The sequence below is a fragment of the Bacillus cereus group sp. N24 genome (assembly GCF_016483345.1).
Taxonomy (GTDB): Bacteria; Bacillota; Bacilli; order Bacillales; family Bacillaceae_G; genus Bacillus_A; species Bacillus_A toyonensis.
In genome coordinates this window covers 32,238-45,158 of the sequence record NZ_JAEHCA010000005.1, presented here as the reverse complement: position 1 = coordinate 45,158, position 12,921 = coordinate 32,238, and the positions used below count along the sequence as shown (strand labels likewise).

The window sequence follows — 12,921 nt, the reverse complement described above, 5'->3', positions numbered from 1 at the left end:
TTAGACAAATTTTTAATGACAAAATTCGATTCACATCGCATATATTATAAAGTACGATATTAATAGATTCACAAACCCTCAAGGTGGTGAGCAATACATTGATTCATAAAAAAATATATAATGCTAGAAACTTGAAAACAGCGAAAGGCACTTTAATTATTGAAGGTCCTGTCTCTACCCATAATCTTGAAATGTATGAATTCCATCCAGATTTAATTGCGTTTCGTCCTGCCGAGCAGCAATATAAAGCAATTGTCGAAATTTCTAAATTACCAGAAGCACGTCTCATTATTGCTAGACATGACCAAACGATTGTTGGATATGTTACATATTTGTATCCTGATCCGCTCGAACGATGGTCAGAAGGAAAAATGGAAAACTTAATTGAGCTCGGGGCAATTGAAGTCGTCCCAGCCTTCCGTGGGTGCTCTGTCGGAAAGAACTTATTAGAAGTGTCTATGATGGACGATTATATGGAAGATTACATTATATTGACGACTGAATATTATTGGCACTGGGATTTAAAACAAACAGGTTTAAATGTTTGGGAGTACCGAAAAGTAATGGAAAAGATGATGAATGCTGGTGGTTTACAATGGATGGCTACAGATGATCCTGAAATTTGTTCACATCCTGCCAACTGTTTAATGGTCCGCATCGGTAATCGCGTCGATACGGATTCTATTCAAGCATTTGACCGTCTACGTTTTCACAATCGTTTTATGTATTAATAAAGGGGGCAACTGGAATGATTGTAGAAGAAATTATGAATCAAAATGTAGTTACACTACATCCAAACGATACAATCGAAACAGCAATCCGAACGATACGTACAAAAGGCATTCGGCACATTCCAATTGTCGATCAACACAACCATGTCGTAGGCATTATTTCTGATCGGGATGTAAGAGATGCAAGTCCGTCTATTTTAGATGAACAAGTTTCACTCGATATGCTACAGCAACCACTTGAACTTATTATGAAACATCCTGTTATGACTTGCCATCCTCTCGATTTCGTTGAGGAAATTGCTACTTTATTTTTTGAAAATAAAATTGGCTGTCTTCCTGTTACAAAGGCTGGAAAGTTAGTTGGAATCATTTCTGAATCTACAGTGCTGCACACGTTAGTAAAATTAACAGGCGCACATCAACCGAGTTCACAAATTGAAATTCAGGTAAAAAATGAACCTGGTATACTCGGAAAAGTCGTTGCTATTTTTAGTGATTTACAAATAAATATCGTGAGCGTTCTCGTCTATCCAGCAAAAGACGAGAATGATAAAGTACTCGTTTTCCGCATTCAAACGATGAATCCTCTAAAAGTAATTGATGCACTTGAAGCAGAGGGCTACCGCGTCTTATGGCCGAACATAATGGGGATGCAAGCATGAGTAGCGCATTTATTTATTCGGATGACTTTCGGGGCTATTCATTTAGCCCTGATCATCCTTTTAACCAACTGCGTGTCACACTTACGTATGATTTATTACAAAAGGGCGGTTTTATCTCTCCTTCCCAAATCATCTCACCACGAATGGCTACAGATGAAGAGATTGCCTACGTTCATACAGAGGAATACATAAATGCGGTAAAACGTGCTGGAGAAGGTAAGTTAGAAAAATCAATTGCGATGACATATGGACTTGGAACAGAAGATACACCGATGTTTCCAAATATGCACGAGGCAAGTGCACTGCTCGTTGGCGGTACGTTAACAGCTGTCGATGCTGTCCTTTCCGGGAAAGTAAAGCACGCGCTTAATTTAGGCGGCGGCTTACATCACGGCTTTCGTGGTAAGGCATCTGGCTTTTGCATTTATAACGATAGCTCCATCGCAATGAAATACATTCAAAAGAAATACGGTTTACGTGTTTTATATATTGATACTGATGCTCATCACGGTGATGGTGTACAATGGTCATTTTACGATGATCCTAACGTATGCACCATTTCATTACACGAAACCGGACGTTATTTATTCCCTGGAACTGGGGCTGTAAATGAACGTGGACAAGGTAATGGCTATAGTTATTCTTTTAACGTTCCACTCGATGCTTTTACAGAAGATGAATCGTTTCTAGAATCATATCGAACTGTCGTAAAAGAAGTTGCCGCATACTTTAAACCGGATATTATTTTAACGCAAAACGGTGCAGATGCGCATTATTACGATCCACTTACACACCTTTGTGCAACGATGAATATTTACCGTGAAATACCGAAGCTTGCTCGCGAAATCGCTAATGAATATTGCGACGGTCGCTGGATCGCTGTCGGCGGCGGTGGCTATGACCACTGGCGCGTCGTCCCAAGAGCTTGGGCACTCATTTGGCTCGAAATGAACAACATCCAAAACATCTCAGGTTATCTCCCTCCAGAATGGATTGACGCTTGGAAAGGACAAGCAGAAACAGAACTTCCCCTCACATGGGAAGACCCAGACAACATGTATAAACCTATCCCTCGTAAACCAGAAATTGAAGAAAAGAACGCATTAACTGTAGCGAAATCCCTTGAAATTATTCGGAATAATATGACAAAATCTTTGTACTAAACGAAAAGGAGGCTCGTTTTTTAATAGCCTCCTTTTATTTATTGTCGGTTTCTGTCGGTAAGTCGATATATTTTAATAATCGCTGATATATTTTTATGCACTAATGGACTCGCCCAACTTTTACGAGAAAAGGTCGTGATATTATGTGGAAACAACAAATGATCCACACGAAACGTGGTACATTCGAACTCTTTACAAAAGGAACTGGCGAACCCCTTTGCATTACACATCACTATTCGCAATTTAATGAAACTGGCGATTACTTTGCGGATGTTTTTACTGCTACGCATCGTGTATTTCTCATTAATTTACGAGATGCCGGTAGCTCTGTAACCGCCCAGTCAGAAAACGAATTAAGCATGATTGAAACAATCCACGACTTAGAAGCAATACGAGAAGCATTACAACTTCCAACATGGCATTTCGCCGGTCATTCAACAGGTGGTATGCTTGGACTTTTGTATGCGATTACATATCCGAATCCCTTACAATCATTAGTCGTAGCAGGATCTGCCGCAAGTAACTATGCCGAAACACCATTTTGCATTTATCATCCAGAACATCCACAGTTTCATTATATGCAAGAGCTCATCGAAAACTTAAAAAGCCCTTACCTTACAAGTGAAGAACGGAAAGAACTATCTACTCAGAGAACAAAATTATCATTGTATAAACCAGAAAACTATAACTTTTATTTTTGTAGACCGATCAAAAAAACAATGTCCACCAGCCGGATGAACGCTTTCGCTCATGAATATTCTTCATTTGATTTAAGAGAGTCTTTACCTTCTATTAAAACAAAGACACTTATTATGTGCGGACGACACGATGTGCAGTGCCCAATTCAATATTCTATCGAGATGCATGAGGGTATACGTAATTCTATCTTTATTCCATTTGAGGACAGTAACCATTATCCTTTTTTAGAAGAGGCTACCCACTTTATTTCTATCACACAAGAATTTTACAAAACATTATAACAGGAAAAATCCAGTTTTGAGTTCAGTTACTATTAAAAAAACTAAATAAATAACATATGAATTCACAGACTAATGTACTAATAAAAGCTCAAAGTCTCTATATGACTTTGAGCTTTATTTTTTAGAAGAAAAACTTCATACTATAATAAAATAAAAGATAAAAAGAAAAAAGGACTAAACCTAAATCAATAAATACTGACTTTTTATCTCCTTCTTTTACGCTGATCGTAATACCAAACATACTTCTAACCATCCAAAAAGCCACCAAAAATAATCCACCTAAATGGTCATTTGTATAATCTTTATCATAAAACATTTGTATTGCACCAATAATTAATAAAATAAGTATGATATTAGTCCCAATCTTTAAAGCCTTGTTTGATTTAATATTCTTTAATACATCCCCCAAAACCTAACACTTCCTCTCAAACCATCCTGCGTTTTATTTCTCTTTATATTTTAACACGAATTACCTAATATTCCCTTTCAAATTCAAATCATAAGTGTAATACACTATTACGCATATAAAAAACCTGTCAACACTTTGACAGGTTTACTACACATTAAAACGATAACCAGCTCCCCATACCGTTTCAATATATTGCGGGTGGGCAGGATCTCTTTCAATTTTTTCACGTAACTTTCTAATGTGAACGACAACAGTAGCTAAATCGCCAGCAGAATCTAATCCCCAAATACGTTCAAATAACTGTTCTTTATTTAATACTTGGTTTGGGTGCGTTACAAAGAATGTTAATAAATCAAATTCCTTCGTTGTAAACGCGATTTCTTCATTGTTTATAAAAACTTTCCTCGCTCGTTGATCGATAGAGATTCCATGAATATATAACGTATCACGTTGCTTACTTACATTTCCTGATAATCTTTCATAACGAGAAATATGTGCCTTTACCCTTGCGACTAATTCACTTGGGCTAAACGGTTTCGTTATATAATCATCCGCTCCTAATCCGAGTCCGCGAATTTTATCTATATCTTCTTTTTTGGCTGAAACAAGTAAAATCGGAATATCTTTTATAGCACGTATTTGTTTACAAATTTCGAATCCATTCATTTTCGGAAGCATAATATCTAAAATAATTAAATCATAGTCTTCTTGCAGAGCCATTTGTAAACCTATTTCTCCAGAATGCTCTACATCAACTTGAAAATCACTAATTTCTAAATAATCTCGCTGTAATTCTGCAATACTTACTTCATCTTCTATTAGTAAGATTCTTTTCAATTTACTCACCACATTTCTCTACTTTTTCCAATGAGAAGAAAATGCTTGTGCCTTCTCTAGGCTCACTTTCCGCCCAAATTTCTCCGCCATGTTCTTCCACAATTTGCTTCGCAATCGCTAAACCAAGTCCACTTCCACCTGTGCTAGAGTTTCGAGATTGCTCTGCACGATAAAACCGTTCAAAAATATAAGGAAGTGTATCAGATTCTATACCTGATCCATTGTCCATCACTTTCACAATAACTTTATCGTTATCACTCGATACTGTTACAGCAATTTTTTTCTCTTCTTTATCCATGTATTTCACACTATTATGAATTAAATTTGATATCACTCTATTTATCTTTTCGCAATCAGCCGTTACATATAGTGGTGATGGATGTAATTGTAAGTACACTTCTATACCTTCTTCACTTAAATCCATCTGCATCTCTTCTATTAATTCCTGCATAAACATATTTAATTCAACCGTTTCAAACTGGAATGGGACTCGATTCAAATCGAGCTTCGAAAATAAAAATAGTTCATCAATGAGTGTATCCATATGTTTTGCTTTCGTATGAATCGTTGTTAAATACTTATCCATTTTTTCCGGGGTATTTGCTACCCCGTCCTTTATTCCTTCCACATATCCGATAATAGATGTAATCGGTGTTTTCAAATCATGGGAGATGTTTGAAATGAGCTCTTTTCGATTTTCTTCATACTGCGTTTGTACTTCAATCGATTCTTTTAACTTCTTCCTCATTTCCTCAAACCCTTGATTCAATTGACCTATTTCATCATGTGATGTAACTGGAATTTGAAATTCTAAATTCCCTTCTTTAATTCTCTCCGTCGCATCTTTCAATACAAAGATTGGTTTTATCACACTTTTTGAGACGAAATAGCTTACTAACCCAATGAGCAAAATGGCTAACAGTAAAAGTGCTACGAACAAAATCGGAAATAATTTTTGTGTAAGATCTACAAACGAACTTTGCTTTTTTAGTACAAATATACTCCCTTCTTCATTATTTTGAAAAGAAAAATCAAATTTTACATACCGATAAAATGTATCGCCTAGTTCCGTTGTACCACGACTATTAATATTTGCTGCTTCAAATTTCGGAAGGGCTTCTGTTACAGTCGAACTTTCAAAACCCTTTGTAGCATAAGAAATGGTTTCTCCCTTTCTTACAACTATTTTCACACCTTCTTTTTCAAGTGATGCAACGAACGATTCATCTAATAGTTGATATTGATGTTGCTTTGCCGCTCCTTTCAATTCAAGATACGCATTCTCTTCTTCTGGAGTCAGCGGCTTTTGAATATAAGAACTTTTATAAAAATTTTTCACTGCTTCCAAGTCACCTGTTATGGAAAATACAATTAAAAATCCCGCAACTAAAATAAGCGTAATGGAGACGAGAATAACAGCGATATAAGAAAATAAAAATCTTGTTTTAATAGACATCATTTACATCCTCACTTTATCACGCTATTTGTGGGCAGTAAGACTTTCACCTCAAAATTCGGTTAAAACAAAAAGTTAGATGAAAGTCGGGCTACCCGTAAACGCCCGATTGATTCAACTTTCATATTCATAAGCATAAAAATATATGTTCAATTACTCAAGCGATTTTATAGTAATTTTAGCGTCAGTTTATAAAAATTTAATGTTCTTATTTTACAGTTGAAATTAGGAGGTTGAAATTCCATGTTCAAAAAAACATTAAGCATGATATGTTGTGTAATTTTTTTACAAGGATGCTCGCAAGAACAAGAAGTAAAAAAGGAGATGACAAACATGGAGACTGCACTACTAGCAGCTACTGAAAAAAACGAAACGAACACTGTTATATCTTTATTAAAACAAGGAGCAAATATAAATGCAACGGATAGTCAAGGACGCACCCCGCTTATGATTGCCACATACAAAAATGATATAAAGACCGCGAAAGCTCTTATCGATGCTGGCGCCGATGTAAATATCCAAGATAATATAAAAAACAATCCATTTCTATACGCCGGTGCGGAAGGTTACTTAGACATTTTAAAACTAACAATTGATGCTGGTGCGGATCCAGCTCTTACGAATCGTTACGGTGGAACAGCTCTTATCCCAGCCTCAGAACATGGCTATATTACTGTTATAAAAGAACTCCTCACGCGAACAAATATCGATGTAAACCATGTCAATAATCTCGGATGGACAGCTTTAATGGAAGCTATCGTACTAAGTAACGGCGATGAAACACAACAACAAGTCATTCGCCTGCTCATTGAACACGGCGCAGATGTAAACATTCCCGATAATGATGGTGTCACCCCACTAGAGCATGCTCGTGCTCATAATTTTGAAGAGATAGAGAAGATTCTAGTAGAAGGACGTAAGTAAAAAGCTAACTTTTGCCTTCCTCCCCCACCCTATGCTACATTTAACCCGTTACATCAATATTGATAGGTGGGAATACAAATGAATAAACCTAAAATTGGGATGATTGGACTTGGAAGTATTGCACAAAAGGCATATCTTCCAACACTTACGAAAGAATTAGATTGGCATTTTGTTGGGGCATTTACACCTAACGCGGAAAAAAGAAAACAAATTTGTCAGCAATACCGTATTCAAGACTTTCATTCTATTGAAACGTTAGCTTCAGAATGTGATGCAGTTTTCGTTCATAGTTCCACTGCTACACATTATGAAATCGTTTCTGAACTTCTGAAAAAAGGAATCGATGTTTATGTAGATAAGCCGTTAGCAGCTACAGTAGAACAAGCTGAAAAACTAGTCGAATTGAGCGAAAAATACAATCGAAAATTAATGGTCGGATTTAACCGCCGCTTCGTTCCTATGTACGTTGCTGCAAAAGAACAGGCTAATGCTATTTCATGGATTCGAATTGAAAAACACCGTACAAATAAAGTGGGGCCAAATACGTACGACTTTACTATGTTAGATGATTATTTACATATTGTAGATACTGCTCGCTGGTTAGCTAATGATGACCTTAACGTCGTTCATAATATGATGCAAATAAATGAGAAAAATGAACTTCTTTACGGCCATCATACATATACAACAACAAACGGACTATTACTTTCAACAGCAATGCACCGCCATGCTGGTACAAATTTAGAACAAATTGAACTTGTAACAGCAGGAAAAATCATTCGCGTAAAAAATATGAATACATTTGAAATCGAACAGGAAAATTCCGTTTCACAAAGCGGTTCTCCCTCATGGGAAACGACGTTAAAGCAGCGTGGTTTTGAAGATGCTGTTCATCATTTTATTGAATGTGTACACGGAGATACGAAGCCTGTTGTAGATGGATTGGAAGGATTAAAAACGCAACAAATGCTACAAACTCTACTTGACAAAATAAATAAAAATTAAAACGGATACATTTTTCAGAATTTACTTTCATTCCCATTTCCCCTTTATTTCTCTCGCAAATTTCTATAGAATATGTTGATAGGAATTATAAATTTCATATTGAATCGTGGAAAGGATGGGATTAACACATGTGGAACGAGTTTAAAAAGTTCGCTTTCAAAGGGAATGTAATTGATTTAGCTGTCGGGGTTGTAATCGGTGCTGCATTCGGTAAAATCGTTAGTTCTTTAGTAAAAGATATCATCACACCATTACTTGGTATGGTATTAGGTGGCGTTGACTTTACAGATTTAAAAATCACATTTGGTAAGTCATCTATTATGTATGGTAACTTCATCCAAACAATTTTTGACTTCTTAATTATTGCAGCTGCTATCTTTATGTTTGTTAAAGTATTCAACAAACTAACTTCTAAAAGAGAAGAAGAAAAAACAGAAGAAATTCCAGAACCAACAAAAGAAGAAGAACTTCTTGGCGAAATTCGCGACTTATTAAAACAACAAAATTCTTCTAAAGATAGAGCATAATTGAACGGATAAAAAGGCATGCCCCTCTCGGGACGTGCCTTTTTTATATGTTATAACGTTTCCGAATTCATATGAATAAATAAAATAATACCAGCAACCATAAGTACCATAATACTACCTGCAAATAGTGTAATACCGATGAACATTAAACTTGTGCTCATGTCCACTGATACACTTTCAGTAAAAATAGAAATTACATACGTGATAAGGGCAATTCCTGCAAGAATACTTCCTGGAACAAATCGCTTTAAGCCATTTTGTTTTAACGTCATATATGCAAAAAAAGCAGTCGTGCAAAGCGTAATTATCCAAAGAATGATCATCTTTTCTCCCCCCTCACAAACCTTTTCTTTCTATTATACATGACATTGCCCTATAATAGTTGAATTTGCACTTATGTGACATATAACAAGGGATCCTATTCTATATTATAGCCTAGAATAACATTGTAGGAAGAAAATCGATTTTCGTTACAAATACATGGTTGTTTTTCCCTTTTGTTAATATAATTGTTATATAGAAATATTCTTTGTAAGGGAGTGTTCATAATGATATGGATTTCACTAATCGTATTAGCCTATTTCATCATTCTCGTCCCAATACAGTATAACTACATTAAGATGTTCAAAGAAAAACAGCAAAAAATGAATGTCGCACAAAATGAACTATACGACAAAATGTCTTATGAAGAATCCCAAGTACATTACCATTATCAAAGTAACGTATTTACAATACCAGCTTCACTTGTAGCAAGTATTGTTTATAAAGTGAAACATTCGGCATAAGGAGATTTCCCAAATGTACGCTGTAAAATTATTGTTTGAATCTGTTCATTCAGGTGAGCCTAATCCTAGTAAGATAGATGAGCATTATGAAGAGAATCACGATACGCTTTTTGAAGAAAGTATCATTCTCGTTAAAGCGAACAGTTTAGAGGAAGCTCATGATCTAGGGAAAAAGATCGCTATACAATCAGAAAATACGTACGATAATGTATACGATCAACAAGTAACATGGAAGTTTCAAAAAGTACTTCATGTTTTTGAGTTAGATGAAACGCCATTTGAGACAGGAAAAGAATTGTACGCAAGATTTTTACACGTTAAGAAAAATGAAACTGTAGATACAGTAGTTAAAAAATACTATCCTGAATATGAATAAAAGCTCACAGCAATCGCTGTGAGCTTTTTTATACTTACTTCGTTGAATCTCTAAATTGGATACGGTGAGGTAAGATAACAGTGTGATCTTCCACTTTTTCTTTGTTCATATACTTTGTTAATAAACGCATTGCTACTGCACCGATATCATACATTGGCTGTACAACTGTTGAAAGCTGCGGGCGTACCATTAGTGCAAGGCGTGTATTATCGAAGCCAAGTACTTCTATATCAGTTGGTACGTTTAATCCAGCATCTTGAGCTGCGTGGATTACACCTAGTGCCATTTCATCAGAAGATACGAAGATAGCTGTTGGCTTTTCATCCATGCTCCAAAGCTTTTCGAATGCTTCGATACCTGAATCATAAGTGTAATCTCCATCGATTACAAGATTTTCATCATATGAAATACTTGCTTCTTCTAAAGCTTTTTTATAACCTTGTAACTTTTTAGCGCTTCCCGCTTTATCAATGAAAGGACCAGAGACGAAACCGATACGTTTATGTCCTTGCTCAATAAAGTGCTTCATTGCATCGTAAGCTGCTTGTGTATAATCAATATTTACTGATGGCGTTTCATTTTGCTCATCAAATGATGCTGCTAATACAATCGGTACTGGGGACTTTTTAAATTCTTCAATGTGAATGTCTGTAATATCTTCACCCATGAAAACAATTCCGTCTACTTGTTTTCCAAGCATCGTATTTAATAAATGGAACTCTTTCTCTTTGTTTTGGTCAGAGTTACTTAAAATGATGTTATATTTGTACATTGTTGCGATATCTTCAATTCCACGAGCAAGTTCTGCATAAAACGTATTTGAGATATCAGGAATAATAACACCCACTGTAGTTGTCTTCTTACTTGCTAGTCCACGTGCTACCGCATTTGGGCGGTATCCTAAACGATCAATTGCTTCTAATACTTTCTTTCTTGTTGTAGGCTTTACATTTGGGTTACCGTTCACAACGCGAGATACGGTAGCCATTGAAACGTTCGCTTCGCGCGCTACATCATAGATTGTTACGTTCATCTCATCGCACACTCCTTCTATTTTTGTTATCTATTTTTATGTATCGGTTACTTGAATGAAAAAAAGACATCAACTCTATTTGCAGATGCCACCAATCGTCCCGAGTTCTTCCTTTTACTAATGATACGATAAAAACGCAGGCTCATACAATATTTTCCCGCAAAAGTTTCGAAAAAATTCGCTTCTTTTCTCGTATTTTCGTATTTTTTATGAAAAAAAGGGTATTTTTTGTAAAAATATAGATGTTTCATAAGTAGAAACCTTATTTTAAACCGTACGATAGTAAATGAAATTGATATGAGCGATTTTTCAAATATATTGACCACACCTCAAATTATATCGGCGATTATCCGCATATTTCGACCACAACTCAAATTATATGAGCGATTTTTCGCATATATCGATTGCAACTCAAATTATATGAGCAATTTTTTTAACATATCGATTTACCAACAAAAATCGAACACAACAGGCACTATATAATAGAGAGGAAACTGTTCCAAAATGTTTTTTGGAATGCTTATTTCTTTTTTTGATTTACTTCCAAATACTTTTAATTCTTTCATAAAGTCATTGAACTGGGAGATATTCATTTGCTGCGCTGCATCTGCACCAATTGCCATCGTTGCTTTTGCAGCTAGTGCAGAAGGTCACGTTGCCCTGTAGAATGCGTAACATCGACAACGATAGGTAAATGTGTTTCTTTCTTTAAAATCGATACAGCGGAGATATTAAGCGTATTACACGTCGCTCTTTCATACGTGCGAATACCTTGTTCACATAAAGGCAACTTATTATAGCTGGTACACATACAATTATCACACGATATACCGCAATGAATTACTATAAAAAAACATCGAACATTTTCACTCACAATAAAAAAAGACAGTTTAAAACTGTCTTTTTTTACAAGAAGGAAACAAACGGTTTATCGCTGTTTTTCTCTTTTACAATAACTGCCTCGATTTTACTCTCGGACTTTATTTGTAATTGTACTTTCGCATCTTTAGGCAATTTCTCTAACATACCTTGAGCAGCCATTTGAGTAAGAGCCATTAATTCTGTTTTACCATTATATTTAATAACAATATTCATATTTAATGTATCCATTTGATTTTTCTTATAAGTAACTTTAGCATTAACTGGGATAAAATCTCCAGGAGAAAACTCTTTTATTGCCTTACCAAATTCACTTATTTTTGTATTATCTTCTCCATGTGCTTGTGTAAATTCATCAGAAGGATATGAATACGCTTTTTCATCGATTGTATTCCAACTTCCAAGGTTCGTATCATTCTTTTGAACAGTAGCACTAGCAATATACGTACCATTTTTTAAAGAACTTGTACTTTCTTGTTTGAAAATAGCAAACGTAATTGGAGATTTGTTATATTTATCATTTTTATTAATAGCTTCTATAAGTTGTTTAGCAACTTCAGTACCTTTAGAAATGGCTTCTTCATTTGATACACTTGTAGACATAGATAAACCAATCATGACACCAGATAAACTTAATTCATTTGAATTCTGTTTCCCGAAATAGTCTTGTTCTATAATATTCGTTAAAACTGGTGCTTCTACTTTCGCGACTAGTTCATCAATTAACTTCTCTGGAATATACTGATTTAATTGTAATACGTGATTTTCTGTATCAAATTGTTGCATTGCAATATTCATTAAACCATTTTCATACTCTGCTAAATCTAATTTAGAATTTGTTTTTATATTAGCTGTATTAATAACCTTTTGTTCTTTTAAAGGAATAACAGTTCTATAATAATCTTTAGAAACAGCAGTTCTCGGAATCATACTTTTTTCTTTTGTATCTTTTTGTATAACTTCATCCTTCTTGCTAATCGTATTATTACTACAAGCTCCCAGTAATAAGCTTACGACTGCGAAGGATAATGCCATTTTCTTCATTACTTAAAACCCACTTTCAACAATCTAATTATTTAGTTTGAACTATTCATAGTGTACCATTAAATATATTTCAACAAAAACAAAAAAAAGAAGCAAGCACCTTTAGCTTG

15 protein-coding genes and 1 pseudogene are annotated in these 12,921 nt (G+C 35.2%); 9 read left to right on the top strand and 7 right to left on the bottom strand.

Annotated elements, in window-relative coordinates; all coding sequences use genetic code 11:
• The first annotated feature begins 98 nt into the window (after positions 1–98).
• The 4 genes from acuA (at position 99) to JDS95_RS09820 (ending at position 3,536) form a co-directional block, all read left to right on the top strand.
• On the top strand, positions 99–731 hold the full coding sequence (gene acuA / locus JDS95_RS09835; RefSeq protein WP_000581385.1) for an acetoin utilization protein acetyltransferase AcuA: 633 nt from the start codon (positions 99–101) through the stop codon (positions 729–731).
• A gap of 17 nt (positions 732–748) precedes the next feature.
• Positions 749–1,393, top strand: a complete 645-nt coding sequence (locus JDS95_RS09830) for an acetoin utilization AcuB family protein (protein WP_000634576.1) — start codon at positions 749–751, stop codon at positions 1,391–1,393.
• On the top strand, positions 1,390–2,556 hold the full coding sequence (acuC, locus tag JDS95_RS09825) for an acetoin utilization protein AcuC (RefSeq protein ID WP_000092822.1): 1,167 nt from the start codon (positions 1,390–1,392) through the stop codon (positions 2,554–2,556). Before JDS95_RS09830 ends, acuC begins: the two co-directional genes overlap by 4 nt.
• Before the next feature lie 158 nt (positions 2,557–2,714).
• Entirely contained in the window at positions 2,715–3,536 is an 822-nt protein-coding gene (locus JDS95_RS09820; protein WP_134853408.1) for an alpha/beta fold hydrolase, read from the top strand.
• 121 nt (positions 3,537–3,657) lie between these two features.
• On the opposite strand, the gene JDS95_RS09815 is transcribed toward JDS95_RS09820, so the two are convergent.
• From JDS95_RS09815 to JDS95_RS09805, 3 genes are all read right to left on the bottom strand, one after another.
• Complete coding sequence (locus JDS95_RS09815; protein WP_000503071.1) at positions 3,658–3,945, bottom strand: hypothetical protein; 288 nt, start codon at positions 3,943–3,945, stop codon at positions 3,658–3,660.
• A gap of 147 nt (positions 3,946–4,092) precedes the next feature.
• Positions 4,093–4,782 (bottom strand): response regulator transcription factor, encoded by a 690-nt coding sequence (locus JDS95_RS09810; RefSeq protein WP_002039721.1) that lies wholly within the window; start codon positions 4,780–4,782, stop codon positions 4,093–4,095.
• A 1-nt stretch (position 4,783) separates the two neighbouring features.
• Positions 4,784–6,238, bottom strand: a complete 1,455-nt coding sequence (locus tag JDS95_RS09805; RefSeq protein ID WP_000023853.1) for a sensor histidine kinase — start codon at positions 6,236–6,238, stop codon at positions 4,784–4,786.
• Positions 6,239–6,481: 243 nt separating this feature from the next.
• On the opposite strand from JDS95_RS09805, the gene JDS95_RS09800 reads away from it, so the two are divergent.
• From JDS95_RS09800 to mscL, 3 genes are all read left to right on the top strand, one after another.
• Positions 6,482–7,162: an ankyrin repeat domain-containing protein gene (locus tag JDS95_RS09800; RefSeq protein ID WP_000475135.1), complete on the top strand. Its 681-nt coding sequence runs from the start codon at positions 6,482–6,484 to the stop codon at positions 7,160–7,162.
• Positions 7,163–7,240: 78 nt separating this feature from the next.
• A complete protein-coding gene (locus JDS95_RS09795) occupies positions 7,241–8,167 on the top strand; it encodes a Gfo/Idh/MocA family protein (protein WP_001039682.1) in 927 nt (308 codons plus the stop codon).
• Between the two features lie 128 nt (positions 8,168–8,295).
• Positions 8,296–8,694: a large-conductance mechanosensitive channel protein MscL gene (gene mscL / locus JDS95_RS09790; RefSeq protein ID WP_000267005.1), complete on the top strand. Its 399-nt coding sequence runs from the start codon at positions 8,296–8,298 to the stop codon at positions 8,692–8,694.
• A 50-nt stretch (positions 8,695–8,744) separates the two neighbouring features.
• On the opposite strand, the gene JDS95_RS09785 is transcribed toward mscL, so the two are convergent.
• The gene (locus tag JDS95_RS09785; protein WP_000585028.1) at positions 8,745–9,017 is read right to left on the bottom strand and encodes a DUF3917 domain-containing protein; all 273 of its coding nucleotides are present in this window, start codon (positions 9,015–9,017) and stop codon (positions 8,745–8,747) included.
• A 225-nt stretch (positions 9,018–9,242) separates the two neighbouring features.
• Between JDS95_RS09785 and JDS95_RS09780 the strand changes: the two genes are divergently transcribed.
• Positions 9,243–9,479, top strand: a complete 237-nt coding sequence (locus JDS95_RS09780) for a DUF3949 domain-containing protein (protein WP_000637896.1) — start codon at positions 9,243–9,245, stop codon at positions 9,477–9,479.
• Positions 9,480–9,492: 13 nt separating this feature from the next.
• Positions 9,493–9,855 (top strand): DUF4288 domain-containing protein, encoded by a 363-nt coding sequence (locus tag JDS95_RS09775; RefSeq protein ID WP_000271416.1) that lies wholly within the window; start codon positions 9,493–9,495, stop codon positions 9,853–9,855.
• A 34-nt stretch (positions 9,856–9,889) separates the two neighbouring features.
• Here the strand turns inward: JDS95_RS09775 and ccpA are convergent, their stop codons facing one another.
• From ccpA to JDS95_RS09760, 3 genes and pseudogenes are all read right to left on the bottom strand, one after another.
• Positions 9,890–10,888 (bottom strand): catabolite control protein A, encoded by a 999-nt coding sequence (gene ccpA, locus JDS95_RS09770; RefSeq protein WP_001103299.1) that lies wholly within the window; start codon positions 10,886–10,888, stop codon positions 9,890–9,892.
• Between the two features lie 536 nt (positions 10,889–11,424).
• Positions 11,425–11,684, bottom strand: a pseudogene (locus tag JDS95_RS09765) (bifunctional 3-deoxy-7-phosphoheptulonate synthase/chorismate mutase); the annotation flags it as partial.
• A gap of 110 nt (positions 11,685–11,794) precedes the next feature.
• Positions 11,795–12,811, bottom strand: coding sequence for a CamS family sex pheromone protein (locus JDS95_RS09760; RefSeq protein WP_000738035.1), 1,017 nt, complete (start codon positions 12,809–12,811; stop codon positions 11,795–11,797).
• Between the last annotated feature and the right edge of the window lie 110 nt (positions 12,812–12,921).

Bases quoted from the DNA above. Each gene is read 5' to 3' on its own strand.
- JDS95_RS09830 (WP_000634576.1), top strand. From the start codon at position 749: ATGATTGTAGAAGAAATTATGAATCAAAATGTAGTTACACTACATCCA.
- acuC (WP_000092822.1), top strand. From the start codon at position 1,390: ATGAGTAGCGCATTTATTTATTCGGATGACTTTCGGGGCTATTCATTT.
- JDS95_RS09820 (WP_134853408.1), top strand. From the start codon at position 2,715: ATGATCCACACGAAACGTGGTACATTCGAACTCTTTACAAAAGGAACT.
- JDS95_RS09805 (WP_000023853.1), bottom strand. From the start codon at position 6,238: ATGTCTATTAAAACAAGATTTTTATTTTCTTATATCGCTGTTATTCTC.
- JDS95_RS09800 (WP_000475135.1), top strand. From the start codon at position 6,482: ATGTTCAAAAAAACATTAAGCATGATATGTTGTGTAATTTTTTTACAA.
- JDS95_RS09795 (WP_001039682.1), top strand. From the start codon at position 7,241: ATGAATAAACCTAAAATTGGGATGATTGGACTTGGAAGTATTGCACAA.
- mscL (WP_000267005.1), top strand. From the start codon at position 8,296: ATGTGGAACGAGTTTAAAAAGTTCGCTTTCAAAGGGAATGTAATTGAT.
- JDS95_RS09785 (WP_000585028.1), bottom strand. From the start codon at position 9,017: ATGATCATTCTTTGGATAATTACGCTTTGCACGACTGCTTTTTTTGCA.
- JDS95_RS09780 (WP_000637896.1), top strand. From the start codon at position 9,243: ATGATATGGATTTCACTAATCGTATTAGCCTATTTCATCATTCTCGTC.
- JDS95_RS09775 (WP_000271416.1), top strand. From the start codon at position 9,493: ATGTACGCTGTAAAATTATTGTTTGAATCTGTTCATTCAGGTGAGCCT.
- ccpA (WP_001103299.1), bottom strand. From the start codon at position 10,888: ATGAACGTAACAATCTATGATGTAGCGCGCGAAGCGAACGTTTCAATG.
- JDS95_RS09760 (WP_000738035.1), bottom strand. From the start codon at position 12,811: ATGAAGAAAATGGCATTATCCTTCGCAGTCGTAAGCTTATTACTGGGA.